This is a genomic window from Salmonella sp. 741265050_HSA (genome assembly GCF_046569445.1).
GTDB lineage: Bacteria > Pseudomonadota > Gammaproteobacteria > Enterobacterales > Enterobacteriaceae > Salmonella > Salmonella enterica.
Genome location: NZ_JBKFSV010000002.1, coordinates 528978 through 555383 on the forward strand (window position 1 = coordinate 528978; position 26406 = coordinate 555383).

A 26406-nucleotide genomic window follows, 5' to 3' on the forward strand; every position below is an offset into this window, starting at 1 on the left:
GCTCAAAATGGCTCTGCCTGTTTTTTACCCTTTCTGTCGCCAATCAGCAACACCTGCAACACCTAAAAACAAAATCATTTTAAATCAAATGGTTAAATGTCTCTTTTTGGCGACAACCTACCTCCACTCATGTCGGGATTTCCCGACACTTTAATCTTGCGGCATAAGCACTAGTTTATTGCCGGATGGCGGCGTAAACGCCTTATCCGGCCTACCGCTTGACGTTCAAGACGGTAGCTACAACCGCGCTTCCCCGTGGGCCTGATAAGCGCCGTCTACAAAAAAGCCCCTCGTGAAGAGGGGCTTAATGGCTATCGGGCTAATTAACCAAGCTGCTTACGCGCATTACGGAAGATACGCATCCACGGGCTATCCTCGCCCCAGTTTTCCGGGTGCCAGGAGTTGGCGACGGTGCGGAATACGCGTTCCGGATGCGGCATCATAATCGTCACCCGACCGTTTTCGGTCGTCACCGCCGTGATGCCGTTCGGCGAACCGTTCGGGTTAGCCGGATAGGTTTCGGTCACCTTACCAAAGTTATCGACATAGCGCAGGGCGACCAGGCCTTTGCTCTCAAGCGAGGCAAGATGCGCATCGTCACGCACCTCAACGCGCCCTTCCCCATGGGAAACCGCAATCGGCATCTGTGATCCTACCATTCCTTGCAGCAGCAGCGATGGGCTTTGCGTCACTTCCACCAGGCTGAAGCGGGCTTCGAAGCGGTCAGAATGGTTACGTACAAAACGCGGCCACAGTTCGCTGCCCGGGATCAGCTCGCGCAGATTCGACATCATCTGGCAACCGTTGCACACGCCCAGCGCCAGCGTCTGCGGACGATGGAAGAAGGTTTCGAATTCGTCGCGCACCCGAGGGTTAAACAGAATGGATTTCGCCCAGCCTTCACCCGCCCCCAGCACGTCGCCGTAGGAAAAGCCGCCGCAAGCCACCAGCGCATGGAAGTTGCCCAGACCGATACGACCGCCCAGCAGGTCGCTCATATGGACGTCAATCGCGTCAAAGCCCGCACGATGGAACGCCGCCGCCATCTCCACGTGAGAGTTCACCCCCTGCTCGCGCAGTACAGCGACTTTCGGTCGTGCGCCTGTCGCAATGTACGGCGCGGCGATATCTTCATTAATATCAAACGACAGCTTCACGTTGAGGCCCGGATCGGCATCATTCGCTTTCGCCTCGTGTTCCTGGTCGGCACATTGCGGATTGTCGCGCAGACGCTGCATCTGCCAGGTGGTTTCCGCCCACCAGACACGCAGCGTAGTGCGGCTTTCGCTGAATACCGTCTGGTCATTAGCGGTAATCACAAAGCGATCGCCAGCCAGAGCCTGACCAAGGTAGTGGACGCAGTCAGCAAGGCCGTACTGCGCCAACAGCGCTTCGACCGCGTCTCTGTCTTCAGCGCGTACCTGAATCACGCCGCCCAGCTCCTCGTTGAACAGTGCGGCCAGATGGTCATCGCCCAGCGCGGCGATATCGACCTGCACGCCGCAGTGGCCGGCAAAGGCCATCTCGGCCAGCGTCACCAGCAGACCGCCGTCGGAACGGTCGTGCCAGGCCAGTAATTTACGCGCAGCGACCAGCGCCTGCATGGCGTCATAGAAGCCTTTCAGTTGCGCGACGTCACGCACGTCCGCGGGTTTGTCGCCAAGCTGACGATAGACCTGCGCCAGCGCCGTTGCGCCCAGCGCGTTGTGGCCCTTGCCAAGATCGATCAGCAGCAAGGCGTTATCTTCCGTTGACAGCTGCGGCGTAAGGGTGTGACGCACGTCCTCCACGCGGGCAAACGCGGAAATCACCAGCGACAGCGGCGAGGTCATTTCGCGCTGTTCGTTACCTTCCTGCCAGCGGGTTTTCATCGACATCGAATCTTTGCCCACCGGAATCGTCAGGCCAAGCTGCGGACAGAGTTCCTCTCCCACCGCTTTAACCGCGTCATACAAACCGGCATCTTCGCCAGGATGACCGGCTGCCGCCATCCAGTTAGCGGAAAGCTTAATGCGCTTGATATCGCCAATCTGCGTCGCGGCAATGTTAGTCAACGCTTCACCGACGGCCAGACGGGCGGAAGCGGCAAAGTCCAGCAGCGCCACCGGCGCGCGCTCGCCAATCGACATCGCTTCGCCGTAGTAGCTGTCGAGGCTGGCGGTAGTGACCGCGCAGTCAGCCACCGGAACCTGCCACGGGCCAACCATCTGGTCACGCGCCACCATACCGGTGACGGTACGGTCGCCAATAGTGACAAGGAAGGTTTTTTCCGCCACGGTCGGCAGATGCAGAACACGATTTACCGCGTCGGCAATCGTGATATCCGCGCGGTTCAGCGCATCGCCTTTCGCCTTCAATGTTTGCACATCGCGGGTCATTTTCGGCGTTTTGCCCAGCAGGACATCCAGCGGCAGGTCGATCGGCTGATTGTCGAAATGGTTATCATGCAACGAGAGATGCTGTTCTTCGGTAGCGTCGCCAATGACCGCATACGGCGCGCGTTCGCGCTTACACAGTTCATCGAACAGCGGCAACTGGTCAGCCGCGACCGCCAGTACGTAGCGCTCCTGGGATTCGTTACACCAGATTTCCAGCGGGCTCATGCCCGGCTCGTCGCTAAGAATGTCGCGCAGTTCGAATTTCCCGCCGCGCCCGCCGTCGCTCACCAGCTCCGGCATCGCATTGGAGAGACCGCCCGCGCCCACATCATGGATAAACAAGATTGGGTTAGCGTCGCCCAACTGCCAGCAGCGGTCGATCACCTCCTGGCAGCGGCGTTCCATTTCCGGGTTATCGCGCTGAACAGAGGCAAAATCGAGATCCGCATCAGACTGGCCGGAAGCCATTGACGATGCCGCGCCGCCGCCGAGGCCGATATTCATCGCCGGGCCGCCAAGGACGATCAGCTTCGCGCCAACAACGATCTCGCCTTTCTGCACGTGATCGGCGCGGATATTACCGATCCCGCCCGCCAGCATGATCGGCTTATGGTAGCCGCGCAGCTCTTCACCGTTATGGCTGTTCACTTTCTCTTCATAAGTACGGAAGTAACCGGTCAGCGCCGGGCGACCAAATTCGTTGTTAAACGCCGCGCCGCCCAGCGGGCCTTCGGTCATGATATCCAGCGCGGTGACAATACGTTCCGGCTTGCCAAAATCCTCTTCCCACGGCTGTTCAAAGCCCGGAATACGCAGGTTGGAAACAGAAAAGCCCACCAACCCGGCTTTTGGTTTCGCGCCACGCCCGGTGGCGCCTTCATCACGAATTTCGCCGCCGGAACCGGTCGCCGCCCCCGGCCACGGAGAGATGGCGGTTGGGTGGTTATGCGTTTCGACCTTCATCAGAATGTGCGCGGGCTCCTGATGAAAATCGTAACGGCCAGTATTGTGGTCGGCGAAGTAGCGCCCCACCGCAGATCCTTCCATCACCGCGGCATTGTCTTTATAGGCAGAGAGCACATAGTCCGGCGTGGTTTCGAAGGTGTTTTTAATCATTTTAAACAGCGACTTCGGCTGCGGTTTACCGTCGATAATCCAGTCGGCGTTAAAAATCTTGTGGCGGCAGTGCTCGGAGTTCGCCTGGGCGAACATGTACAATTCGATATCGTTCGGGTTGCGTCCCAGTTTGGTAAACGCCTCCTGCAAATAGTCGATTTCATCTTCCGCCAGCGCCAGACCAAGACGCAGGTTGGCGTCAATTAACGCCTGACGGCCTTCTCCCAGCAGATCGACACTGGAAACCGGCGCAGGCTGATGGTGGATAAACAGTTTTTCCGCATCGGTTAAAGAAGAGAACACCGTCTCCATCATACGGTCGTGCAGCTCTGCGGCCACTTGTCGCCACTGTTCCGCCGTCAACGTCGAAGCCTCGATATAGTACGCTACGCCACGCTCCAGACGATCAATCTGTTGCAGGCCGCAGTTGTGGGCGATATCCGTTGCTTTTGAAGACCAGGGGGAGATGGTACCAGGACGCGGTGTGACCAACAGGAGTTTACCCGCCGGCGTATGGCTGCTAAGCGCCGGGCCGTATTGCAGCAGACGGGTAAGCTGCGCCTGCTCGCTATCATTTAACGGGGCGTTCAGGTCAGCAAAATGGACATACTCAGCGTATATATTGTGGACCTGGAGGTTGGCAGCCTGAAAGCGCGCCAGCAGTTTATTGATACGGAATGCAGACAGTGCAGGCGAACCACGCAGAATTTCCATCATAAGTCTCTCGTCTTCTAAGCTTCGGTGTGCGCAAGGGGGGAAACGGCCGTCATTATAAAGAATCTGACGCGTCGACGAAACCGTTTGCGTAGAAATAAAATCACCGCTTTTTCTTGTCATACGGTGCGGCTATCGTTGCGAATAAGTTGCCAACTGGCGCATTGTTACGCAAAATGCCGCTCATTAATGACTTATCTATTGCAGCAAAACATCTTTTTCAGCCCGAGGCAACGCACGATCCAGAGAATTAACTAATTGAAAAAATTAAAGATTAATTATCTGTTCATCGGCATATTGACGCTGCTGCTGGCAGCAGCCCTTTGGCCCTCAATCCCCTGGTTCGGTAAAACCGAAAACCATATCGCCGCGATTCAAGCCCGGGGGGTACTGCGCGTCAGTACGATCGACTCGCCATTAACCTATTCCGTTATCAACGGTAAAAAATATGGTCTGGACTATGAACTGGCGCAGCAGTTCGCCAACTATCTCGGCGTGAAGCTGAAAGTGACGGTGCGCCAGAATATCAGCCAGTTGTTTGACGATCTCGATAACGGCAATGCCGACCTGCTCGCGGCAGGGCTGGTCTACGACAGCGCGCGCGTTAAAAACTATCAGCCTGGTCCCATGTATTATTCGGTTTCGCAACAGCTCGTCTACCGGGTCGGACAATATCGCCCACGTTCGCTGGCGACCGTTAACGAGAATCAGCTTACCATTGCGCCAGGGCACGTCGTGGTCAATGATTTACAGCGTTTAAAAGAGACAAAGTTTCCCGACCTGAGCTGGAAAGTGGATGATAAAAAAGGCTCGACGACGCTGCTGGAAGAGGTCATCAGCGGCAAACTGGATTACACCATTGCCGATTCAGTGGCGATCAGTCTGTTTCAGCGCGTTCATCCCGAGCTGGCCGTGGCGCTGGATGTCACGGATGAACAGCCCGTGACCTGGTTTAGCCGACTGGACGACGATAATACGCTCTCCGCCGCGCTGCTCGATTTTTTCAATTCGATCAATGAAGACGGTTCTCTGGCGCGGATCGAAGAGAAATATCTGGGGCATGGCGATGATTTCGACTACGTTGATACCCGCTCTTTCCTGCGAGCGGTGGATAACGTCCTGCCGGAGCTGGAACCGTTATTTAAAAAATATGCCAAAGAGATAGACTGGCGCCTGCTGGCGGCGATTTCTTATCAGGAATCGCACTGGGATCCGCTGGCGACCTCGCCAACCGGCGTGCGCGGCCTGATGATGCTGACTAAAAATACCGCCCAAAGTCTGGGGCTGACCGACCGTACCGATGCGGAGCAAAGCATCAGCGGCGGCGCTCGCTATCTTGAAGATATGATGGCTAAAGTTCCCGAAACCGTTCCGGAAGACGAGCGTATCTGGTTTGCCTTAGCCGCCTACAATATGGGTTATGCGCACATGCTCGATGCCAGATCGCTGACGGTAAAAACCAAAGGCAATCCGGATAGCTGGACCGATGTGAAGCAGCGTTTGCCTCTGTTAAGCCAAAAACCGTATTACAGTAAGCTAACCTACGGTTACGCGCGTGGACATGAGGCTTATGCTTATGTGGAAAATATCCGTAAATACCAGATAAGTTTAGTGGGGTATTTGCAGGAAAAAGAAAAGCAGGAAGCGGAAGCCATGAAACTGGCGCAGGATTACCCGGCGGTGTCGCCGGAGGAGCTGAATAAAGCGCCCTTCCCCCTCCTGTCGTTTTTATCGCAGTCATCAGGCTACCTGACGCATTCGCCGTCTTTACTGTTTACGCCGCAGAAGAAAGAAGAAAAATAGCGCGATGGTCTTATCGGATGGCGACGCGCAACGTCTTATCCGGCATTGCGCTATACTGTCGGCCCCGCGCCTTGCGCACGGTCGGCTTTCTTCAGGGCTTTAATTTCCTGACGACGCATACGGAAAAAATCACTGAGCAGCGTCGCACATTCATCGCGCAGCACCCCTTCAATAATGTCGACCCGGTGATTCATTCCCGGATGGTGCAGCACATCAATTAGCGATCCGGCCGCGCCGGTTTTTGCATCGCGCGCGCCAAAGACAACGCGTCCAATGCGGCTATGCACCATAGCGCCTGCGCACATCACACAGGGTTCCAGTGTGACATACAGCGTGGTATCCAGTAACCGATAATTCTGCAATACCAGACCGCCCTGACGCAGCGCCATTATTTCAGCATGCGCAGTAGGATCGTGGCGGCCAATGGGTCGGTTCCAGCCTTCGCCAATGACGCGATGGTTATGCACCAATACCGCGCCAACCGGAACCTCGCGTTCGTCCCAGGCGCGTTTCGCCAGCGTCAGCGCGTGGCGCATCCAGTATTCGTGATCTAATTCGACATCAGACAAAGAGGTAACTCCGGTAATGAAAGCGGGCGGCATTATACACAGACGCTATGCGTTTCACTATTCGAGCTGCTGCAACTCGCCGTGCGGCGTCACCCGCCAGCGATGCTGGCAAAAATAAAGCAGCGGGTTATCCTGTTTGCTGTCGCTGTAGCCGCTATAAAGACGCAGCGGCGTACCGATTTTACGTTCCAGTTGCGCGACTTTTTCATGGCCCAGACAGCGCACGGTTAATACCCAGCCGCCATACCGTCGCGCCATCTGGCTGGCGATGAGGTTAACGCGCGGCAGCCACGGCGTATCAAAATAGACTTGCTCTACCAATGATTGCGGAGAACCGGTAATAAGCCAGATATCCGCGTCAGAGCTCAATAGATAGGTGGTCAGACGCTCCTGTACAACCGGAAACGCCGTGACGTTAGCGCGAAACCAACGGACAAAATCCGCCTGATGCGCCTGCAAACGCGTTTCGCTATGGCCAAAAGTACAGCCCCACAATAACAGACTCATCGGCCAGCGGGCCGCACGCCCTTTTACCAGTAAACCGATACCGATAATGGGCAACAACGGCAGTACGAGCAGCGCATTTAGCGGCTGACGGCGCAGCAAATAACGCAGAAAACTGCCGAACATATCCTGTTGATGTAACGTTCCATCCAAATCAAAAAAGACGACACGACGCTCGTGGCTGACCAAACCTTACTCCTCTGGATCATTGAACCCCAGCAGCCAGGTAAAAATAAACCCGGCAATTACCGCTATTAAATAGCCTAACAGATAGAACAGGACTTTTCCGGCAACAATTGTTAATGCCAGCGGCAAACCGGAAATACCAAAGGTAATTACCGTCGCCACTTTCCAGTAGCTGATCAACGCCCCGCCTACCGCGCCGCCGAGGCAAGCGCCAATAAATGGCTTACCCAATGGCAGCGTGACGCCAAAAATCAGCGGCTCGCCAATCCCCAGCAGTCCGACCGGAAGCGCGCCTTTAATCACCTTTTTGAGCCGCACATTGCGGGTTTTCATCAGTACGGCAATGGCCGCGCCTATCTGACCAACGCCCGCCATCGCCAGGATGGGAAACAGCGCGTTATAGCCGTGCGCTTGCACCAGCTCCACATGAATAGGCACCAGCCCCTGATGCAGCCCGGTCAGTACCAACGGCAGGAAGGTTCCGGCTAACACCGCGCCCACCAGAAAACCGCCGCTTACGATTGCCCAGGACGCGCCGTGAGCGATAGCGTCTGAAATCCAGCCGCCAAGCGGTTGCAGAGCGACAATCGCTACCGCGCCGGTGATAACAGTCGTCAATAAAGGGTTAAGAATTAACTCCAGCGACCCCGGCAGCAGCTTACGGAACTGGCGCTCAATCCAGCACATTAACGCCACCACCAGCAGGACGGCGATGACGCCGCCCCGTCCCGGCTGAAGCTCCTCGCCAAAGAGCGTAATCTGCGCCAGTTGCGGGCTGGAAAGGATCCCCGCCATCACGCCGCCTAACGCCTGCGATCCGCCAAAGACTTTCGCGGTATTGACGCCAACCAGAATGTTCATGATAGCGAACACCGCGCTACCAAATATCCCCATCAGGCCCAGCAGGTTAGGATAGTGGACGGCAACATCGCCGACGATATCCGGACGTTTAAGAATGTTGATAATGCCGGTAATCAAGCCGGATGCGATAAAGGCGGGGATAAGCGGTATAAAAACATTCGCCAGCTTACGCAACGCATCGCTCATCGGCGCTTTATACTTCGCTTTCGCCTCGGATTTGGTACGCGCCATAGCATCGTCCGGCTTTACACCACCTGCGGCAATCTGCACGCGCATCGCATCAACCACCTGTGCAGCCTTCCCCGGCCCAACGATCAGCTGATGTTGCTCCCCTTGCTTTACGTATCCACTGACGCCAGGCAACGCTTTTAAGCGCGGAATATCCAGTTGGCTGTCGTCCTGTACCTCCACCCTGACTCGCGTCATACAGTTTTCCAGGCGCAGAATATTTTGCTCTCCGCCGATACCACGTAAAATGTCGCTGGCGAACGCTGCCGTCTTATCCATACACACCTCTTTAGTGTTCTAACGCCGCCCTTAAAAAGCCCTGATGAGCAGCGAGTTTTTCCCTGGCGGCTGCAGCATCCAGCCCCGTAAGCGCCATCAAAATGGCGGGCTTAACCTCAAAATCGGTCTGTTTCAGCAACGTTTCCGCCTCTTCACGACCTATCCCGGTCGCTTCAACGACCATCCGACACGCGCGATCGACCAGTTTGACGTTGGTGGCTTTCATATCCACCATCAGGTTTTGATAGACCTTGCCGAACTTCACCATCGCGCCGGTAGAAATCATATTGAGCACCATTTTCTGTGCGGTGCCGGATTTCAGCCGCGTGGAGCCAGTAAGCGCTTCCGGCCCGACAACGGGCGAAATAGCGATATTAGCCTCCCGCGCAATAGGCGAATCTGGATTACAGGAGACGGCAACAGTGGTACAACCGGACTGTCGCGCATAGCGCAGGCCGCCAATCACATAGGGTGTACGACCCGACGCCGCGAGCCCCACGACCAGATCCTGTTCTTGCAGATTTAGTGCGACAAGATCATCTTCGCCTGCCTGTTGGCTGTCTTCCGCGCCTTCGACCGCTTTCAGCAACGCGCCCGGCCCACCGGCAATCAGCCCGACGACCAGACCGTGCGGAACGCCAAACGTCGGGGGGCATTCTGAGGCATCCAGTACGCCAAGCCGACCACTGGTGCCCGCACCCATATAGATGATACGTCCGCCAGACTTCAGCGCCGCCGCAGCGGCATCCACCGCACGCGCAACGTCAGGCAGAGTGGCTTTTACCGCTTCCGCTACCAGCGTATCCTGTTCATTAAAACGCTTAACTAATTCAGGAGTAGGCAACGCATCCAGATCCATCGTTTGCGGGTTACGGGTTTCAGACACTAAGGTACCAAGATTCATTTTTGTCCCTCTGGAATTTTTAATTCATAATAAGCGTCCATGATGGAATAGAATATTCCCCCAGGCGAGTGAAATTTCGTTTTGTCGTCGCCATCACGTTTCGCAGGAGCTGCCCATGAACTGTTTGATTCGTATTCGCCAGCGTTATCCGGATCTCGCGCAAAGCGACAGGAAACTGGCGGATTATCTGCTCGCGCAACCGGATACGGCGCGGCATCTGAGCTCGCAGCAACTGGCGGCTGAAGCGGGCGTCAGCCAATCCAGCGTAGTCAAGTTCGCGCAAAAACTGGGGTTTAAAGGGTTTCCGGCGTTGAAACTGGCTATCAGCGAAGCGTTGGCCAGCAATCCTAATCCGCATTCCGTTCCCGTTCATAACCAGATTCGCGGCGACGATCCGATGCGTCTGGTCGGGGAAAAATTAATTAAAGAGAATGTGGCGGCGATGCACGCCACGTTGGACGTTAACAGTGAAGAAAAGCTGTTAGAAAGCGTCACGATGCTGCGCCACGCCCGCCGTATTGTGATCACCGGGATTGGCGCCTCTGGGCTGGTGGCGCAAAATTTTGCCTGGAAGCTACTGAAGATTGGCATTAACGCGGTGGTTGAGCGCGATATGCACGCCCTGCTGGCGACGGTGCAGGCGCTGGCGCCGGAGGATCTGCTGCTGGCGATCTCTTATTCCGGGGAGCGGCGCGAGCTGAACCTGGCGGCGGACGAAACATTACGCGCAGGCGCGAAAATCCTGGCCATTACCGGTTTTTCTCCCAACGCCTTGCAGCAGCGCGCCACCCGCTGTCTGTATACGATTGCCGAAGAGCAAGCGACGCGCAGCGCCGCTATCTCCTCGACACATGCGCAAATGATGTTGACCGACTTACTGTTTATGGCGCTGGTACAACAGGATTTAGAGCGGGCGCCGGAGCGTATTCGCCATAGCGAGGCGCTGGTAAAAAAACTGGTTTGAAAATGGCTCTTCCGCCTCATGCAGAAGAGCCATCAAGTTTATTGCGCTTCTTTAGCGTGAATCAATTGCGTCAGGAGTGTGTTAACCGGTACGGCAATATTGTTCTGAGCGCCGATTCGCGCAATCGCACCATTTAAATAGTCGATTTCAGTCAGTCGGCCTTTATGTAAATCCTGATGCATAGAAGGATAGTGGTGGCCGCTCTCACGCGGATCGAACACTTTCTTCACCGTATTCATCACCATTTGCTCAGTCAACGGAATATTCTGGCTGGCAGCAACCAATACAAACTCATCAACTACCGCTTGCGCTAAATCTAAAGCACCAGGCCGCTGACCAAATCCGCCGACATTACAATCCAGTAGCGCACAATAGGTGTTCATTACGCTATTAAAGGCTGCTTTCTTCCAGATCGATAATAATACGTCAGGGCTTATTTCAGCATTCAATCCAGCGCTATTAAGGGTGGCAATGACCTTAGCCTCTTGAGCCGAATCCTGGCTGGCAATCGGCTGCAGTTCAATCGTTCCGTTACCGGTGGCCATAATATGCCCAGCCCCCTCCAGTTCGCTGGACCATAACGTCACACCCGCATAGATTTTCTGCCGATCGACATATTTCTCCAGCGTTTCGATATTTCCCAGACCGTTAGATAAAATCATCACGACTTTCGCGGCTGGCAGTAATGGCTTAATACGCTGTAACATGCTATCCAGCTGCATGGCTTTGGTAAACAGAATAACCAGCTCAAACTCCCCCTGGGATTCATCAGCCAACATAGCAGGGATGGGGTAATACTTCTGAGTCGTTTCCGTTTCGACAAACAACCCCTTGCTACGAATAGCGTCGACATGCTCCTGCCAGCTATCGATAAGCGTCACGTCGTGCCCGGCCTCCAGCAGCATATAGCCAAAACGACATCCCATAGCGCCTGCACCTGCGATTGCAATTTTCATTTTTATTTCCTTATGATTTGATTAATGAATTTTGGCTAAAACCGTTGCGACATATTTTTTCGTTATCAGGGTCAACACGACTCCAATAAGCAATAGCACCGTGGTTAAAATAAATACTGTATTGTAGCTTCCGGTATATTTTGCAATAGCGGATGTGACGTAAGGAGCAATAACCGCACCGACGGCAAAACCAAAATACATAAAGCCGTAGTTTAGTCCCTGGTTACGCATACCAAAATTCTGGCTGGTCAAGCCAGGGAAGATAACTAATATACCGGCATAAGCAAAGCCCACGCCCAGAGCGCTGAAATAGAATACCGAAGTATTGCCGTTGAAGAACAACAATAGCAGCATACAGACGCAGGTAAAAAGATAAACGATAACCAGAGTATTATAGCCGCCTAATTTATCGGTTAACCCTCCCCAGAACAGGCGACCAATTGAGTTAAATATCGATACCAGGCTAACGACTAATGCACCGGACAGTAAACCGTACTGCGTCATACCAATTTGCGCAGAGCTTGAGCTAATTACCATCCCAGAGAACACGCCCAGCGCCAGAATCATAAACAGCAGCCAGAAGCGCAGATCTTTCAGCATGTGCCGATAGTTTTTATCCAGTGGCGACGCTTTAATTCCTCCGCTATCTTTTGCTGGCGCGCTACGAATAAAGAACTGGACGATAAAAATAACCACCAGATAAACAATACCAAGATATAACAACGCCCGACTAACATCGTGAGTTTGCGCCATAAAATATTCGGCCAGGCGGGTGCAAAGTAGCGTCCCGACGCCAACACCCGCCAGTACGATACCGCTGGCCAGACCGCGACGGTCGGGGAAAAATTTCAGAATATTATTAAGATTACCCGTAAAAGCCAGGCCCGATCCCAACCCGGCAATGACGCCGTAGGTTAAAAACAGCATGGGCAAATTATCCACAAACCCGGACAAGATAAAACCTAAAGAAAACAGGATACCGCCGATAACTATCGCCTGCTTTCCTTTACCATTGTCGATCATTCTCCCGCCCCAAATCATCGGTAAAGGAATGATCCCCATGTTGATAGAGAATGCTAACGCCAGCGTAGCCGGATCCCAGTGATATTGCGCCATGAGTGGTGTTTTGAAATAGCTAAATGCGTAGACGCCCCCGAGCACAAAATTGATGCACACGTGAGCGGCAAGCATTCCCCAGCGGTTGATTGATGCCGACATAATTTTCCCTTTTTAAAAATGCACTGATCACAGTTTAAAAAAAGCAAAATAGGCAAACAATTTGGTATTTTTTATAATCGTTATAACAAAACCCAATCGATTGGCATTAAATTTTAATGAATATCAAACAACTACATTCCTTCCTGATATTGTGTGATGAATTACATTATGGTCGGGCAGCCAGTCGCCTGTTTATCACTCAGCCATCATTAAGTCAGCAAATCAAACAACTTGAGTCATCACTTAAAACAATATTATTTAAGCGAAAAGGTAGAGGAATTAAATTAACAAAAGCAGGCATTATTTTGCAACGGCACGCTAACAAAATAATGCTGGATTTAAAAAATGCGGAAAATGAACTTCTTCCCTACCAGGATCAACAGCGCGATACTATTTCAATCGGGGTGTCAGGCAGCTACCTGGTCCTGCCCGCTTTTCGCAGCTTTATGGCACACCATCCGGCAATATCCTTAAATGTTAAAGAGTTTTCAACTGAGCAAACCATTAAAAAGCTGACGGATAGCGCCGTTGATATTGGCATTGTTTATCGAACAGCGCTCCCTGCCCAGCTAAGCTCGACCATGCTGTTTGAAGATGAAATTATCGCTGCAATCCCACTTTCTCATCCTCTGGCGACACGCGAACGTCTGCAGCTAAAAGATTTAAACGACCAGCCCATTATCGTGCTTAATGACTCTCTGCTATTAAGAGGGATCATCACCACAGAATTTAATAACCGCAAAGTCGTTCCTAACGTCATCTGCGAACTGGATAACCACTACTCATGCCTTGAGTATGCCGAAGCGCAGATTGGCATCGCATTTATTACCCGCTCGCTAACCCATTTATCGACACCCAAAAATGTTCGCCTGGTTTCACTGGGCATCCCCGCATTCTTTATTCCTGTCATGCTGGTGCACAGTAATGATCTTTCACTGGATAACGCAACCATCTGCCTGCTCAAGCAGATCAAAAATTTTTACACTGTAGATAACAAATCAGCGCCAGAAAAGAGCTGGCCCGAGCAGAAAATAGGCGTATAATGCCCGCCCGATTTGTGTTGTTTCTGAGAATTTCCTGATGGCGCTGTTAATCACCAAAAAATGTATCAATTGCGATATGTGCGAGCCGGAGTGCCCGAATGAGGCGATTTCAATGGGCGACAGCATTTATGAGATTAACAGCGACAAATGCACTGAGTGTGTAGGCCATTACGAAACGCCGACCTGTCAGAAAGTCTGTCCGATCCCCAATACGATTTTGCAGGATCCCGCCCATGTCGAAAGCGAAGAACAGTTGTGGGATAAGTTTGTTCTGATGCATCACGCAGATAAACTGTAAGCGGGTTAACGCATTTCCAACGCAACAATGTCTGATGGCGCTATGCTTATCAGGCCGACAATATATCGGCCTGTAGGTCAGGTAACGTGTTTACGCCTCCATCCGGCAAATCTAACTTTCCAGAATGACCGTAGCGCAGGCGTAATGGCGTTCATCGGCCAACGTGACATGCATGTGCGCCACACCGAGTTTTTCCGCCAGCGTTAACGCCTCGCCCCACAGCCGCAAACGTGGTTTTCCCAGCTCATCGTTAAACACTTCGAACTGATTAAACGCCAGACCGTTGCGGATGCCGGTGCCAAAAGCTTTCGCTGCCGCCTCTTTGACCGCAAAACGCTTGGCGAGAAAACGCACCGGCTGCTGATGCGTCTCCCAGATAGCCCACTCGTTGTCACTGAGCACACGCCTTGCCAGACGTTCGCCGGAACGGGAGATCACTGCCTCAATGCGGGCAATCTCTACAATATCCGTTCCCAGGCCGAGAATCGCCATTAGCCGCGCGCTTCCAGCATCAAACGTTTCATTTCAGCCACCGCCTCTTTCAGCCCCGTCATCACTGCCCGACCAATAATGGCATGACCGATATTGAGCTCGTGCATTTCCGGCAGTGCGGCAATAGCTTTGACGTTATGGTAGGTCAGGCCATGACCCGCATTTACTTTTAGCCCCAGACGGGCCGCCAGGGTCGCGGCGCTGGCAATACGCGCCAGCTCTTTTGCCTGTTCCGCATCGGTTTCTGCGTTGGCGTAGCAGCCGGTATGGATTTCGATAAACGGCGCGCCGACTTCCGCCGCCGCGTTGATTTGCGCTTCATCGGCATCGATAAAGAGCGAAACCTGGATGCCAGCCGCCGCCAGGCGCGCACAGGCATCACGCATTTTATCGCGCTGTCCGGCCACATCCAGGCCGCCTTCGGTGGTGACTTCCTGGCGTTTTTCCGGCACCAGACAACAGAAATGCGGCCTGGTTTCTACGGCGATCGCCAGCATCTCTTCGGTCACCGCCATCTCCAGATTCATACGCGTATGCAGCGTCTGACGCAGAATGCGCACATCGCGATCGGTAATGTGGCGACGATCTTCGCGCAGGTGTACGGTAATGCCGTCCGCGCCTGCCTGTTCAGCAATAAACGCCGCCTGTACCGGATCCGGATAGTCGGTGCCGCGCGCATTACGTAACGTGGCAATGTGGTCAATATTGACGCCTAACAGTAATTCAGCCATGACAATCCTCGTTAATCTTTCTTCGTTTTTACTGTGCGTTTGGGCATAAATTGCCGGAACAGCTCCCGGCTTTTTAACGGTTTTCCCCCAAGATACGGCTTTAATGCCATACGGGTAAAGCGTTTAGCGGCACGCAGGGTATCTACATCCGGAAATTCCCGCGCCTCCAGCGCTTTCAGGTGCCGTCCGGTAAAGGTGTTGTTATCGATGACGACGCTGGCGAAAAAGCCTTTTTCTTCGCGGTAACGGTAGGTCATGGTGTCATCCACCCGTTCGCCGCTGCCTGCACAGTGGGTGAAATTGACGCCATACCCCAGATGACCCAGCAACGCCAGTTCGAAACGTCGCAACGCCGGTTCAGGCGAGCCGGTGGTTCCCGCCAGCGCCTGAATACAGTTCAGATAATCAAAAAAGAGTTCGGAGAAGCGCGTTTCATATTCCAGTACGCGAGAGAGGAGTTCGTTGATGTACAGGCCGCTATAGAGCGTAATACCGCTTAACGGCAGCGCCAGAGAAACTGCCTCGGCGCTGCGCAGGGTTTTCACCTCGCCGCGTCCGCTGTAGCGTAGCAATAACGGCGTAAAAGGCTGTAACGCGCCTTTCAGATTGGAACGTTTAGATCGCGCGCCTTTGGCGACAAGGCGCACGCGCCCCGATTCTTCCGTGAAGACGTCCAGCATCAGGCTGGTTTCGCTCCAGGGGCGACTGTGCAGGACAAATGCGCGCTGCCACCCTTCCACGCTGTGTTAACTCACAGATCGTCTACGTAACCGAGACTACGCAGAGCGCGTTCGTCATCGGCCCAGCCGGATTTCACTTTCACCCACAATTCCAGGTGTACCGGCGCTTCGAACATCTCCTGCATGTCTTTACGCGCTTCAATACCAATGGTTTTGATTTTGGCGCCTTTGTTGCCAATCACCATCTTCTTCTGCCCTTCGCGCTCGACGAGGATCAGCCCGTTGATATCATAGCCGCCGCGTTCGTTGGTAACAAAACGTTCAATCTCAACGGTAACGGAATACGGCAGCTCGGCGCCGAGAAAACGCATCAGCTTTTCACGGATGATTTCAGACGCCATAAAGCGCTGAGAGCGATCGGTGATGTAATCTTCCGGGAAGTGGTGAATAGCTTCCGGTAAATGTTTACGCACGATACCGGCAATGGTATCGACGTTCATACCCGTTTCAGCAGAGATCGGTACGATATCAAGAAAGTTCATCTGGCTTGCCAGGAACTGGAGGTGCGGCAGCAAATCGGCTTTTTCTTGCACGTTATCCACTTTGTTAACGGCGAGAATAACCGGCGCTTTGCCATCGCGCAGTTTGTTCAGGACCATTTCGTCGTCCGGCGTCCAACGGGTGCCTTCCACAACGAAAATCACCAGCTCAACGTCGCCAATCGAACTGCTCGCCGCCTTATTCATCAAACGGTTAATGGCGCGCTTTTCTTCCATATGCAGTCCCGGGGTATCGACATAAATTGCCTGATACGGGCCTTCGGTATGAATACCGACAATGCGGTGGCGCGTGGTCTGCGCTTTACGGGAAGTGATCGAAATCTTCTGCCCGAGCAGTTTGTTCAGCAAGGTGGATTTGCCAACGTTCGGACGTCCGACGATGGCAATAAATCCGCAGTAAGTTTTGTCAGTGCTCATTCCAACTCCAGTTTTTTCAGCGCCTGTTCGGCGGCAGCCTGCTCCGCCTTACGACGGCTGGAACCCGTGCCAACCACCGGTTCGCTCAGGCCGCTGACCTGGCAGTGGATAGTAAATTCCTGATCGTGCGCCTCGCCGCGCACCTGCACAACCAGGTAAGATGGCAGCGGCAGATGGCGACCCTGCAAATACTCCTGCAAGCGCGTTTTAGGATCTTTTTGTTTATCGCCCGGGCTTATCTCATCCAGACGGGTTTTATACCAGTTAAGGATTAACTGCTCGACGGTCTGGATATTGCTATCGAGAAATACTCCGCCGATTAACGCTTCCACGGTGTCCGCCAGAATGGACTCCCGACGAAATCCGCCGCTTTTTAATTCGCCCGGCCCTAAACGCAGGCACTCGCCTAAATCAAACTCACGGGCTAATTCCGCCAGCGTATTACCACGTACCAGCGTGGCGCGCATACGGCTCATATCTCCCTCATCCACCCGTGGAAAACGGTGATAAAGCGCGTTAGCGATAACGAAGCTCAGGATTGAATCGCCTAAAAATTCCAGGCGTTCGTTATGTTTACTGCTGGCGCTGCGGTGAGTTAATGCCTGCTGCAACAGCTCCTGATGATTAAAAGTGTAGCCCAGCTTCCGTTGAAGCCGATTAATTACGATGGGGTTCATGCGATACCAATAAATGAATGCGTCAACAATCCAGCACACGAAACAGACCTGATACACGTCATCTGTCCTGCCGCATCGCTGCAGCGGAAAGAAGGTTGTCTATAACCAACGCTGTTTCGTGTGCCGTGGCGACCAAACGGCGCCAACCTAAAACTTCGGGGGAATATTCTATACACAACGACAGGGGATGTCGTTAGTCTGAGGGAATTTATCCAGGAAATAATTCACGCTGCCGCTAAAAAGACGGCAGCGTGAACGATCATTTCGTCACAGTTAGTGAATACCGCCGATACGACTCAGGCGTACGCCTGTCGGCCACTCCCCTTCCTGCTTGTCAAAGCTCATCCAGATAGCGACCGCTTTACCGACCAGATTCGCTTCCGGAACAAATCCCCAGTAACGGCTATCCGCGCTGTTATCGCGGTTGTCGCCCATCATGAAATATTGCCCCGGCGGTACAACCCAGGTCGCCAGCGGTTGTCCTGGCTGTTGGTAATACATGCCCAACTGATCCTGGGCTATCGGCACCATCAGGATGCGGTGCGTCACATCGCCCAACGTCTCTTTACGTTCGGTCAGGCGAATGCCGTTTTCTTTCGTCTCGTTTAGCGGAACCTCAAAGAAACCGCTGGTCGCTTCTCCGCCGTTACGGCGGGCAAAGGTCTGTACAAAATCGCTCGGCTCAACGTTAGAGTAGGTAACCGGTAGCGCGTTTTCGCACGCCTGACCGGAGCTACAGCCAGGCTGAATCGTCACCTCTTTCGCAACCGGATCATAAGTGATTTTATCGCCCGGCAAACCGACGGCGCGTTTGATGTAATCTAACTTAGGATCTTCCGGATATTTAAATACCACAATATCCCCGCGCTTTGGATGACCGGTTTCAATCAGGGTTTTCTGGTAGATCGGATCTTTAATGCCGTAGGCAAATTTTTCCACCAGAATAAAATCGCCGATAAGCAGCGTCGGCATCATTGAGCCTGACGGGATCTGAAAGGGTTCATAAAGAAATGAACGAACGATCAGAACGATCGCCAGAACCGGGAAAACCGACGCCCCGGTCTCCAGCCAGCCCGGCTTAGGCGCCACTTTATTGAGCGTAGCGTTATCCAGCGCATCTCCCGACGCCGTTTGCGCGGCAGCCTGGCGCGCCCGACGTTTTGGCGCGAAAACAAACTTATCAACGCACCATAAAATGCCCGTCACCAGTGTGGCTATCACCAGAATCAGGGCAAACATGTTCGCCATGCCAACTCCTTAGGGATTATTTATTGTCTTTACCGACATGCAGAATGGCGAGGAACGCCTCCTGAGGCAGCTCGACGTTACCGATCTGCTTCATGCGTTTCTTACCTTCTTTCTGTTTCTGCAGCAGTTTTTTCTTACGACTGATATCACCGCCGTAGCACTTCGCCAGCACGTTTTTACGTAACTGTTTTACCGTCGAACGGGCAATAATATGCGTACCAATCGCCGCCTGAATCGCGATATCAAACTGCTGACGTGGGATCAAATCTTTCATTTTCTCCACCAGCTCGCGACCACGGCTTTGCGAGTTATCACGGTGCGTGATCAGCGCCAGCGCATCGACACGCTCGTTGTTGATTAACACATCAACACGCACCATATCGGAAGCCTGGAAGCGCTTGAAGTTATAATCCAGAGACGCATAGCCGCGCGACGTTGATTTCAGACGGTCAAAGAAGTCGAGCACCACTTCCGCCATCGGGATTTCATAGGTCAACGCGACCTGGTTACCGTGATACACCATGTTAGTTTGTACGCCGCGTTTCTCAATACACAGCGTAATAACGTTACCTAAATAGGCTTGTGGTAACAGCATATGACATTCGGCGATAGGCTCGCGCAGTTCATAAATGTTATTCAACGGCGGCAGCTTGGAGGGGCTATCAACATAGATAGTCTCTTTCGCCGTTGTTTCTACTTCATAAACCACGGTCGGCGCAGTGGTGATCAGATCCAGATCGTATTCGCGTTCCAGACGCTCCTGAATGATCTCCATGTGCAACAGGCCGAGGAAGCCGCAGCGGAAACCAAAGCCCAGCGCCGAGGAGCTTTCCGGTTCATAAAACAGTGAGGCATCGTTCAGGCTCAGCTTGCCGAGCGCGTCGCGGAAACTTTCATAATCGTCGGAGCTGACCGGAAACAGACCTGCATAGACCTGCGGTTTCACCTTTTTAAAGCCCGGCAACGCTTTTTCCGCTGGGTTACGCGCTGAGGTTAAGGTATCGCCAACCGGCGCGCCGAGGATATCTTTAATGGCGCACACCAGCCAGCCTACTTCGCCGCACTTCAGCTCGGTACGATCAACCTGCTTCGGCGTGAAAATCCCCAGGCGGTCAGCGTTGTAGGTCTGCCCGGTGCTCATCACTTTAATTTTGTCGCCTTTACGCATGGTGCCGTTTTTAATACGCACCAGCGATACCACGCCCAGGTAGTTATCGAACCAGGAGTCAATAATCAGCGCCTGCAGCGGGCCGTCCGGATCGCCTTGCGGCGGCGGGATATCGCGCACCAGGCGTTCCAGAACATCCGTCACGCCGACACCCGTTTTGGCGGAGCAGCGTACCGCGTCCGTCGCATCGATACCGACAATGTCTTCGATTTCTTCCGCCACACGCTCCGGATCGGCGGCCGGCAGGTCAATCTTGTTAAGCACCGGCACCACTTCAAGATCCATTTCCATCGCGGTGTAGCAGTTCGCCAACGTTTGCGCTTCTACGCCCTGGCCGGCATCCACCACCAGCAGCGCGCCCTCGCAGGCGGCTAACGAACGGGAAACTTCATAGGAAAAGTCAACGTGTCCCGGCGTGTCGATAAAGTTCAGTTGATAAGTTTCACCATCAGACGCTTTAAAATCCAGCGTCACACTCTGGGCTTTAATAGTAATACCGCGCTCACGCTCAAGATCCATCGAATCAAGTACCTGAGCTTCCATTTCACGGTCAGACAGGCCACCGCAGATTTGGATAATACGGTCAGACAGCGTCGATTTACCGTGGTCAATGTGAGCAATGATCGAAAAGTTACGTATGTTCTTCATAGAGATAAATTATTATGCCTTACGCCTGGTTGACCAGACTTTAGAGGTCGCTGTTCTGAGCTTAACGTCTGTTTTAACTGAAACGCCGCATTCTACACTACAACGCTAAGGCGAGGAAATGTTCATAGTGTAAGGAGAGCGGGAACTGGAAAACGCCTCGCTTTTTTCCTGTAAAACACCGCAACGCAGGAAAAGCGCATGCTTATCGGGACAACAACCCAACGCGGCAGGTGTACCGTTGGGCAAAACGTTTACTGACGCGTTTCGATTGAGGTAGTTTCGACGCGAACAAGGTCCGGCGGGAGGGCAACGTTTAAAATCACCGGCTGCCAGGCGTCGCGCTCCGCCAGTTTTCGGGAATAGCCGCGGGCAACCAGAAAACCGCCCACGCCGCCCAGCACGGCCCCGCTTAATGCGGCAAGGTCAGATCCAAACAGCATCTGAAAAAGCGCCGCACAAAGAAATAGCCCCGCTAAAGGCGACATATAGACCAGCAACGCCGAACCTAAAAGGCTTTTTTCGGCGATGCCCAACTCGACTTTCTGCCCCGGCGCCAGCGGCTCCGCGCTTGGCACAACAATGGTATGGGTGGTTTGCGGCCCTAATTTATTCAGCACGCGACTGCCGCATCCCGCACGGGAGGCGCAGCTGCTGCATGACGCTTTAACGTCGCAGCTCACCACCGCCTGACCATTCTGCCAGGAGACAACGGTTGCCCACTCTTTAATCATTGTACTGCCCTGAATTTGATACTGTCGGCAATGCGCTTCGCCGTTTGCGGTGGAAGCTCGCCGACAATGGTGATTTCCGCGTTGTCGCGAACGCTGCTATAAACCGTTCGGCGCCCGGTGCGCAGCATCTGATCGCTGCTGTTTTGCGTCGCCCGGTTCACATTGACGGAAAAGCTAAACAGACCGTCAGAATAAAGCCGCGATTCGATAGGCAGGTTATCCATCGTCGGCAACGGACGACGGCTGCTGGAAACTTCGCTAAAGCCTTGCGGCACCCAGGATGGACTCCAGTTAAATTTCGTTTTTTCGCCACCGGGAACAGAAAGCAGCGGCGGCAGATTCGCCTTCGCCAGCGCCTGCATGTTGCTGCCGATATCCTGACTCACCGTGAACGCAATAACGCGGAACTGCTCCAGCGTCTCGCCATCGCGATCCAGCAGATCAACGCGCATCGGCAGTTTGGTGTCCATGTCCATCCAGACGATATAGCTGTAACGCGTACCATCGCGCGCCACAACGCGGATAACTTCGCACAATCTGTCTGCGATACGGGTGCGTCCGACAGAAATAAAGTCGTAGTATGGCGCCAGGCGCTTGAAGTCGGTGTAAATCAGGGAAGGCAGAGAATCGACAATATAATCACCGTTCAGGGTGAACGGCTCAAGGCCCGGTTCAAAATAACTGATTTCATTACCACGCTGTACGACCTCCCGGCGGGGACCGTCCAACTGTAGCAATTGCGCAAGCGGGCGACCATCCAGGCGTGCGTGTCGATAACGCAGAGATTCAACGCCTTGTTTCGTGATGCTGACGAATGACAGCTCGTAATTCAGTGACTGACTGGCGATGTTCATCTGCTGCAATAACGCCCCGGACGCAGGGTCGGCCGAGGCGTTTACTGAGAAGAACAGGCTAGCCGCCACAAGGGACATGGCAAACCAAAGTTGCTTCATTACTGCGATTGCGTTCCTAAAGTTTGGATTCCTGGCACCTGTACCGCGGCTTGCTGGGTTTGCGCCTGCTCAAACTGAAGCTGTTCGGAGTGCAGTCGGCGCTGCAGTTCATAGTCCTGCAACATGGCATTAATGCGACGACGCTGCTCCTGTACCTGCTGTTGCTGACTGCCGACAGGCGCTGCTTCAGAAGGCACTCCCAGACTTACCGGGCTGGCTTTCCCCATCATAGGCAGGGTATTGAAAACCGGCGTTTCAGGTTGTTGGGATGTTTCAGATTGCCCATTATAGTGCTGGACACCGACGATAACTGCAAGTGAAACGCACGCCGCCACGCCCATTTGGGTAAGCTGCGCCGCCCACGGACGCACTTTTTTCCAGAACGGCATTTTCTGCCATTGCTGCGGAGCGGGTTGGGCCTCAGGGATTAATGGCGACACCTGACGTACTGGCTCGTTTTCAATAGCGGCCATCACGCGAGCGGATATATCGAAATGGAGAACGTCAGGCGTATCCCCCCGCATTGAATCGCGGATCAGGTGATAACTCTCCCAGGTTTTCTGCATTTCCGGGTCGTGCGTAAGCGCTTTGAGCAGCTCACTATCCAACGTTTCGCCATCCATCAAAGCGGAAAGTTTTTCTTTCTGCATGCCTAATACCTTTTCCAGTATCCCGCTATCGTCAACGCCTGATAAGCGGTTGAACTTTATTATCAATAGCTTCCCGCGCCCGGAAGATACGTGAACGCACCGTCCCCACCGGACAATCCATGATAGCCGCTATCTCTTCATAGCTCAGGCCATCCAGCTCCCGTAAGGTGATTGCCATACGTAAATCTTCCGGGAGGGACTCAATAGTTCGGAAAACTATCTGTCTCAGTTCTTCTGACAACATTAAGTTCTCAGGGTTCGAAATTTCTTTCAGCGCACCGCCGCTTTCAAAGTTTTCTGCTTCAATCGCGTCTACATCACTGGAAGGCGGACGACGCCCCTGCGCAACCAGGTAGTTCTTCGCGGTATTGACCGCAATACGATACAACCAGGTATAAAAAGCGCTATCCCCCCGGAAAGAATCCAGCGCGCGATAGGCCTTAATAAATGATTCCTGTACGACATCGGGAACGTCGCCCGATGGCACATAGCGGGAAACCAGACTCGCCACTTTATGCTGGTAGCGCACTACCAGTAAGTTAAAGGCTTTCTGATCTCCCTTCTGGACCCGTTCAACCAGGACCTGGTCCGTTAACTGCTCGCTCATCCGAGGTAATGTCTCCCCAAACCAAATTTCCACGCGCTTTCGAAACGCCACTCCATAAGCCGCACTATGAGCAAGCAACAGGTTAGAGTGTCTATGTTTCGTAAAGTTCCGTTACGCATTTGTTTTTGTTTGTCATGTTGTAGACAGGTCTTATCTTCCATTATAAGTCTACAGATGCTGAACAACGCACTATCTGTACAGAAATGCCCATTTCGTCGTTTGCAGAGTAACCTAACAGCATCTTTATTTCACTACAAAATCTGACGCTAACACCCTGCCCTATAAAATATTTTTTGCCGTTTATCTCTCGCCGTATTTTTATTTTATGTTTAATAAGTACAACACTTTTGAAATCATAACGTGCTTTTTAGCGCCATATAGTGCTAATCTGCCGCAACCATGTTTAGTAAATTAAACAAGAACCATGATGACAACTCCTGAACTGTCCTGTGATGTGTTAATTATCGGCAGCGGCGCGGCCGGACTCTCGCTGGCGCTGCGTCTGGCTGAAAAACATAAGATTATCGTCCTGAGTAAAGGGCCGGTGAGCGAGGGCTCCACGTTTTATGCGCAGGGCGGTATTGCCGCCGTGTTTGATGAAACCGACAGTATTGCGTCACATGTCGAAGATACGCTGATTGCCGGCGCCGGAATTTGCGATCGCCACGCGGTGGAGTTTGTCGCCAGCAACGCTCGTACCTGCGTGCAGTGGCTTATCGATCAGGGCGTCCTGTTTGATACGCATGTCCAGCCAAACGGCAAGGAGAGCTATCATCTCACGCGTGAAGGCGGCCATAGCCATCGCCGTATCCTTCATGCCGCTGACGCTACCGGAAAGGAAGTCGAAACCACGTTGGTCAGTCGGGCGCAAAATCATCCTAATATTCAGGTGCTGGAACGCAGCAACGCCGTTGATTTAATTATCTCCGATAAAATGGGTCTGCCGGGGCCTCGCCGGGTCGTCGGCGCCTGGATCTGGAATCGCAATAAAGAGTGGGTTGAAACCTGTCATGCGAAGTCGGTGGTGCTGGCGACCGGCGGCGCCTCAAAGGTTTATCAATATACCACTAACCCGGATATTTCCTCCGGCGACGGTATCGCGATGGCCTGGCGCGCAGGCTGTCGGGTCGCTAATCTGGAATTTAACCAGTTTCATCCCACCGCCCTTTATCACCCGCAGGCGCGTAATTTTCTCCTTACCGAAGCGCTGCGCGGCGAAGGCGCATACCTTAAACGTCCGGACGGTTCACGGTTTATGCCGGACGTTGACGAACGCGGGGAACTGGCGCCGCGCGATATTGTCGCCCGCGCTATTGATCATGAGATGAAACGACTCGGCGCAGACTGTATGTTTCTCGATATCAGCCACAAGCCTGACGATTTTGTCCGCCAGCACTTCCCGATGATCTATGCGAAACTGCTCGATTTGGGGATGGATTTAACCAAAGAACCGATTCCCGTTGTTCCTGCCGCGCACTATACCTGCGGCGGCGTGGTCGTCGATGATTATGGTCGTACCGATGTAGACGGCTTATATGCCATTGGCGAAGTCAGTTACACCGGCCTGCACGGCGCTAACCGTATGGCGTCCAACTCGTTGCTGGAATGCTTAGTGTACGGCTGGTCCGCAGCAATGGATATCGACAGGCGAATGCCTTCTGTCCACAGCGTTGACGTCCTTCCCGCCTGGGATGAAAGCCGCGTGGAGAACGCCGATGAGCGGGTGGTGATTCAGCATAACTGGCATGAACTGCGCCTGCTGATGTGGGACTATGTGGGCATTGTGCGCACGACGAAACGGCTGGAGCGCGCCCTACGGCGTATTACTATGTTGCAACAAGAGATTGACGAGTATTACGCCAACTTTCGCGTCTCGAATAATTTACTGGAGCTGCGCAATCTGGTGCAAGTGGCCGAACTGATTGTACGTTGCGCGATGATGCGTAAAGAGAGCCGGGGGCTGCACTTTACGCTGGATTATCCGCAACAACTGGCTGAATCAGGCCCATCGATCCTTTCGCCGTTAACGCCTCACATAAACAGATAAAATGCCTGGGTCAGCGCCGTATAACTTTCAGAATAATGCTGGTCTGACCCGCGAATTACTAATCTGTCGCTAAAGCACTCTCCGGCTTGCGGGGAGAATGCGAGCAAAACCCGGTGCGGCAAGCGCGCTTCGTTTTCCGCAACGTCAGTACGTAATCGCAAATGCCATCCCATGTTGAGCGCTTGCTGCGTAAAAGCGTTACCTATTTGTTCCGGCAAGACTACGCAAAAAAAGCCGTCTTCGGTAATACAATCCGCCGCAATAGCCAATAACGTCTGGTGATCCAGCGTAGCGGTATAACGCGCCTGCTCCCGCTGCGGCGTGGCGCATTCCACACCGGGTTCGTAATAAGGCGGGTTGCTGATAATAAGATCAAAGCGTACCGTCTGGCGAGGCGCCCAACTCTGAATATCGTCAGTATGCACCGTTATTCGATGCGGCCAGGGAGAGTGAGCCACGTTTTCCTGCGCTTGCATGGCAGCCCCGGCATCCAGTTCCACGGCGTCAATAGGCACATTGTCATCCGTCCGCTGCGCCAGCATTAACGCCAGCAGACCGCTTCCAGTACCGATATCCAGAATTCGCTTTACATCCGCGACCGGCGCCCACGCCCCGAGTAAAATACCGTCAGTTCCCACTTTCATCGCACACCGATCGTGTGCGACAAAAAACTGTTTAAACGTAAATCCGTTACGACGAAGAACGGAGCCAGACTGAGACATGTAAAAACAACCTTGCAAAAAAACGGCGACAGCGCCGAGTGAAAACAATACCTG

Annotated in this window: 26 protein-coding genes; 6 read left to right on the forward strand and 20 right to left on the reverse strand. The window is 53.4% G+C overall.

The genetic code is table 11. The features are described from left to right. Positions 1–323 precede the first annotated feature (323 nt). Positions 324–4211, reverse strand: coding sequence for a phosphoribosylformylglycinamidine synthase (gene purL, locus ACLD4F_RS08110; protein WP_411010781.1), 3888 nt, complete (start codon positions 4209–4211; stop codon positions 324–326). 24 nt (positions 4212–4235) lie between these two features. Here purL and ACLD4F_RS08115 point away from each other — a divergent pair, with 24 nt between their 5' ends. Then, complete coding sequence (locus tag ACLD4F_RS08115) at positions 4236–4466, forward strand: hypothetical protein (protein ID WP_001667158.1); 231 nt, start codon at positions 4236–4238, stop codon at positions 4464–4466. Further along, positions 4467–6011 carry a membrane-bound lytic murein transglycosylase MltF gene (gene mltF, locus ACLD4F_RS08120; RefSeq protein ID WP_000734249.1) on the forward strand — a complete coding sequence of 515 codons (1545 nt, stop codon included), beginning with the start codon at positions 4467–4469 and terminating at the stop codon, positions 6009–6011. A 50-nt stretch (positions 6012–6061) separates the two neighbouring features. Here the strand turns inward: mltF and tadA are convergent, their stop codons facing one another. From tadA to murQ, 4 genes are read right to left on the reverse strand one after another with little or no spacing between them, the layout of a single operon-like run. After that, positions 6062–6613, reverse strand: coding sequence for a tRNA adenosine(34) deaminase TadA (gene tadA / locus ACLD4F_RS08125; RefSeq protein WP_001134565.1), 552 nt, complete (start codon positions 6611–6613; stop codon positions 6062–6064). A gap of 24 nt (positions 6614–6637) precedes the next feature. Further along, a complete protein-coding gene (gene yfhb, locus ACLD4F_RS08130) occupies positions 6638–7273 on the reverse strand; it encodes a phosphatidylglycerophosphatase C (protein WP_000253558.1) in 636 nt (211 codons plus the stop codon). A gap of 3 nt (positions 7274–7276) precedes the next feature. Continuing rightward, a complete protein-coding gene (locus ACLD4F_RS08135; protein WP_411010782.1) occupies positions 7277–8638 on the reverse strand; it encodes a PTS transporter subunit EIIC in 1362 nt (453 codons plus the stop codon). A 10-nt stretch (positions 8639–8648) separates the two neighbouring features. After that, positions 8649–9542 carry an N-acetylmuramic acid 6-phosphate etherase gene (murQ, locus tag ACLD4F_RS08140; RefSeq protein ID WP_001048531.1) on the reverse strand — a complete coding sequence of 298 codons (894 nt, stop codon included), beginning with the start codon at positions 9540–9542 and terminating at the stop codon, positions 8649–8651. 115 nt (positions 9543–9657) lie between these two features. On the opposite strand from murQ, the gene ACLD4F_RS08145 reads away from it, so the two are divergent. Next, the gene (locus tag ACLD4F_RS08145) at positions 9658–10506 is read left to right on the forward strand and encodes a MurR/RpiR family transcriptional regulator (protein ID WP_000995694.1); all 849 of its coding nucleotides are present in this window, start codon (positions 9658–9660) and stop codon (positions 10504–10506) included. A gap of 38 nt (positions 10507–10544) precedes the next feature. On the opposite strand, the gene ACLD4F_RS08150 is transcribed toward ACLD4F_RS08145, so the two are convergent. Then, complete coding sequence (locus tag ACLD4F_RS08150) at positions 10545–11462, reverse strand: oxidoreductase (RefSeq protein ID WP_411010783.1); 918 nt, start codon at positions 11460–11462, stop codon at positions 10545–10547. Between the two features lie 21 nt (positions 11463–11483). Further along, complete coding sequence (locus ACLD4F_RS08155; protein WP_183058989.1) at positions 11484–12680, reverse strand: OFA family MFS transporter; 1197 nt, start codon at positions 12678–12680, stop codon at positions 11484–11486. A 116-nt stretch (positions 12681–12796) separates the two neighbouring features. Between ACLD4F_RS08155 and ACLD4F_RS08160 the strand changes: the two genes are divergently transcribed. Then, a complete protein-coding gene (locus tag ACLD4F_RS08160) occupies positions 12797–13723 on the forward strand; it encodes a LysR family transcriptional regulator (RefSeq protein WP_076934886.1) in 927 nt (308 codons plus the stop codon). 37 nt (positions 13724–13760) lie between these two features. After that, positions 13761–14021 carry a YfhL family 4Fe-4S dicluster ferredoxin gene (locus ACLD4F_RS08165; protein WP_001196290.1) on the forward strand — a complete coding sequence of 87 codons (261 nt, stop codon included), beginning with the start codon at positions 13761–13763 and terminating at the stop codon, positions 14019–14021. A 111-nt stretch (positions 14022–14132) separates the two neighbouring features. Here ACLD4F_RS08165 and acpS read toward each other — a convergent pair whose 3' ends face one another. The 12 genes from acpS to rseD form a co-directional block, all read right to left on the reverse strand. Then, positions 14133–14513: a holo-ACP synthase gene (gene acpS / locus ACLD4F_RS08170; RefSeq protein ID WP_000986043.1), complete on the reverse strand. Its 381-nt coding sequence runs from the start codon at positions 14511–14513 to the stop codon at positions 14133–14135. Beyond that, on the reverse strand, positions 14513–15244 hold the full coding sequence (pdxJ, locus tag ACLD4F_RS08175) for a pyridoxine 5'-phosphate synthase (RefSeq protein ID WP_000818964.1): 732 nt from the start codon (positions 15242–15244) through the stop codon (positions 14513–14515). The genes acpS and pdxJ overlap by 1 nt, the downstream gene beginning before the upstream one ends. Positions 15245–15255: 11 nt before the next feature. Then, complete coding sequence (gene recO, locus ACLD4F_RS08180; RefSeq protein ID WP_000399380.1) at positions 15256–15984, reverse strand: DNA repair protein RecO; 729 nt, start codon at positions 15982–15984, stop codon at positions 15256–15258. A gap of 11 nt (positions 15985–15995) precedes the next feature. Next, positions 15996–16901 (reverse strand): GTPase Era, encoded by a 906-nt coding sequence (era, locus tag ACLD4F_RS08185; RefSeq protein ID WP_000102230.1) that lies wholly within the window; start codon positions 16899–16901, stop codon positions 15996–15998. After that, positions 16898–17578 carry a ribonuclease III gene (gene rnc / locus ACLD4F_RS08190; RefSeq protein WP_001068341.1) on the reverse strand — a complete coding sequence of 227 codons (681 nt, stop codon included), beginning with the start codon at positions 17576–17578 and terminating at the stop codon, positions 16898–16900. The genes era and rnc overlap by 4 nt, the downstream gene beginning before the upstream one ends. Before the next feature lie 273 nt (positions 17579–17851). Continuing rightward, positions 17852–18826: a signal peptidase I gene (gene lepB, locus ACLD4F_RS08195; RefSeq protein ID WP_000002559.1), complete on the reverse strand. Its 975-nt coding sequence runs from the start codon at positions 18824–18826 to the stop codon at positions 17852–17854. A 16-nt stretch (positions 18827–18842) separates the two neighbouring features. Continuing rightward, positions 18843–20642: a translation elongation factor 4 gene (lepA, locus tag ACLD4F_RS08200; protein WP_000790154.1), complete on the reverse strand. Its 1800-nt coding sequence runs from the start codon at positions 20640–20642 to the stop codon at positions 18843–18845. 251 nt (positions 20643–20893) lie between these two features. Beyond that, entirely contained in the window at positions 20894–21373 is a 480-nt protein-coding gene (gene rseC, locus ACLD4F_RS08205) for a SoxR-reducing system protein RseC (protein WP_000589087.1), read from the reverse strand. Continuing rightward, a complete protein-coding gene (gene rseB / locus ACLD4F_RS08210) occupies positions 21370–22326 on the reverse strand; it encodes a sigma-E factor regulatory protein RseB (RefSeq protein WP_023201326.1) in 957 nt (318 codons plus the stop codon). Before rseB ends, rseC begins: the two co-directional genes overlap by 4 nt. Further along, a complete protein-coding gene (gene rseA / locus ACLD4F_RS08215; RefSeq protein WP_001168374.1) occupies positions 22326–22976 on the reverse strand; it encodes an anti-sigma-E factor RseA in 651 nt (216 codons plus the stop codon). Before rseA ends, rseB begins: the two co-directional genes overlap by 1 nt. A gap of 31 nt (positions 22977–23007) precedes the next feature. Further along, the gene (gene rpoE, locus ACLD4F_RS08220; RefSeq protein WP_000003307.1) at positions 23008–23583 is read right to left on the reverse strand and encodes an RNA polymerase sigma factor RpoE; all 576 of its coding nucleotides are present in this window, start codon (positions 23581–23583) and stop codon (positions 23008–23010) included. Next, positions 23580–23744 (reverse strand): rpoE leader peptide RseD, encoded by a 165-nt coding sequence (rseD, locus tag ACLD4F_RS08225; protein ID WP_014344135.1) that lies wholly within the window; start codon positions 23742–23744, stop codon positions 23580–23582. The genes rpoE and rseD overlap by 4 nt, the downstream gene beginning before the upstream one ends. A gap of 263 nt (positions 23745–24007) precedes the next feature. Here rseD and nadB point away from each other — a divergent pair, with 263 nt between their 5' ends. Further along, positions 24008–25630 (forward strand): L-aspartate oxidase, encoded by a 1623-nt coding sequence (gene nadB, locus ACLD4F_RS08230; protein WP_024156172.1) that lies wholly within the window; start codon positions 24008–24010, stop codon positions 25628–25630. On the opposite strand, the gene trmN is transcribed toward nadB, so the two are convergent. After that, complete coding sequence (gene trmN, locus ACLD4F_RS08235; protein WP_000083345.1) at positions 25615–26352, reverse strand: tRNA(1)(Val) (adenine(37)-N(6))-methyltransferase TrmN; 738 nt, start codon at positions 26350–26352, stop codon at positions 25615–25617. The genes nadB and trmN overlap by 16 nt on opposite strands. Positions 26353–26406: the final 54 nt, after the last annotated feature.

What these genes read in the sequence shown, in the direction of transcription:
- purL (WP_411010781.1), bottom strand. Translation starts at nt 4,211, where the DNA reads ATGATGGAAATTCTGCGTGGTTCGCCTGCACTGTCTGCATTCCGTATC.
- tadA (WP_001134565.1), bottom strand. Translation starts at nt 6,613, where the DNA reads ATGCCGCCCGCTTTCATTACCGGAGTTACCTCTTTGTCTGATGTCGAA.
- ACLD4F_RS08135 (WP_411010782.1), bottom strand. Translation starts at nt 8,638, where the DNA reads ATGGATAAGACGGCAGCGTTCGCCAGCGACATTTTACGTGGTATCGGC.
- murQ (WP_001048531.1), bottom strand. Translation starts at nt 9,542, where the DNA reads ATGAATCTTGGTACCTTAGTGTCTGAAACCCGTAACCCGCAAACGATG.
- ACLD4F_RS08145 (WP_000995694.1), top strand. Translation starts at nt 9,658, where the DNA reads ATGAACTGTTTGATTCGTATTCGCCAGCGTTATCCGGATCTCGCGCAA.
- ACLD4F_RS08150 (WP_411010783.1), bottom strand. Translation starts at nt 11,462, where the DNA reads ATGAAAATTGCAATCGCAGGTGCAGGCGCTATGGGATGTCGTTTTGGC.
- ACLD4F_RS08155 (WP_183058989.1), bottom strand. Translation starts at nt 12,680, where the DNA reads ATGTCGGCATCAATCAACCGCTGGGGAATGCTTGCCGCTCACGTGTGC.
- ACLD4F_RS08160 (WP_076934886.1), top strand. Translation starts at nt 12,797, where the DNA reads ATGAATATCAAACAACTACATTCCTTCCTGATATTGTGTGATGAATTA.
- ACLD4F_RS08165 (WP_001196290.1), top strand. Translation starts at nt 13,761, where the DNA reads ATGGCGCTGTTAATCACCAAAAAATGTATCAATTGCGATATGTGCGAG.
- acpS (WP_000986043.1), bottom strand. Translation starts at nt 14,513, where the DNA reads ATGGCGATTCTCGGCCTGGGAACGGATATTGTAGAGATTGCCCGCATT.
- pdxJ (WP_000818964.1), bottom strand. Translation starts at nt 15,244, where the DNA reads ATGGCTGAATTACTGTTAGGCGTCAATATTGACCACATTGCCACGTTA.
- era (WP_000102230.1), bottom strand. Translation starts at nt 16,901, where the DNA reads ATGAGCACTGACAAAACTTACTGCGGATTTATTGCCATCGTCGGACGT.
- rnc (WP_001068341.1), bottom strand. Translation starts at nt 17,578, where the DNA reads ATGAACCCCATCGTAATTAATCGGCTTCAACGGAAGCTGGGCTACACT.
- lepB (WP_000002559.1), bottom strand. Translation starts at nt 18,826, where the DNA reads ATGGCGAACATGTTTGCCCTGATTCTGGTGATAGCCACACTGGTGACG.
- lepA (WP_000790154.1), bottom strand. Translation starts at nt 20,642, where the DNA reads ATGAAGAACATACGTAACTTTTCGATCATTGCTCACATTGACCACGGT.
- rseC (WP_000589087.1), bottom strand. Translation starts at nt 21,373, where the DNA reads ATGATTAAAGAGTGGGCAACCGTTGTCTCCTGGCAGAATGGTCAGGCG.
- rseB (WP_023201326.1), bottom strand. Translation starts at nt 22,326, where the DNA reads ATGAAGCAACTTTGGTTTGCCATGTCCCTTGTGGCGGCTAGCCTGTTC.
- rseA (WP_001168374.1), bottom strand. Translation starts at nt 22,976, where the DNA reads ATGCAGAAAGAAAAACTTTCCGCTTTGATGGATGGCGAAACGTTGGAT.
- rpoE (WP_000003307.1), bottom strand. Translation starts at nt 23,583, where the DNA reads ATGAGCGAGCAGTTAACGGACCAGGTCCTGGTTGAACGGGTCCAGAAG.
- rseD (WP_014344135.1), bottom strand. Translation starts at nt 23,744, where the DNA reads ATGGAAGATAAGACCTGTCTACAACATGACAAACAAAAACAAATGCGT.
- nadB (WP_024156172.1), top strand. Translation starts at nt 24,008, where the DNA reads ATGATGACAACTCCTGAACTGTCCTGTGATGTGTTAATTATCGGCAGC.
- trmN (WP_000083345.1), bottom strand. Translation starts at nt 26,352, where the DNA reads ATGTCTCAGTCTGGCTCCGTTCTTCGTCGTAACGGATTTACGTTTAAA.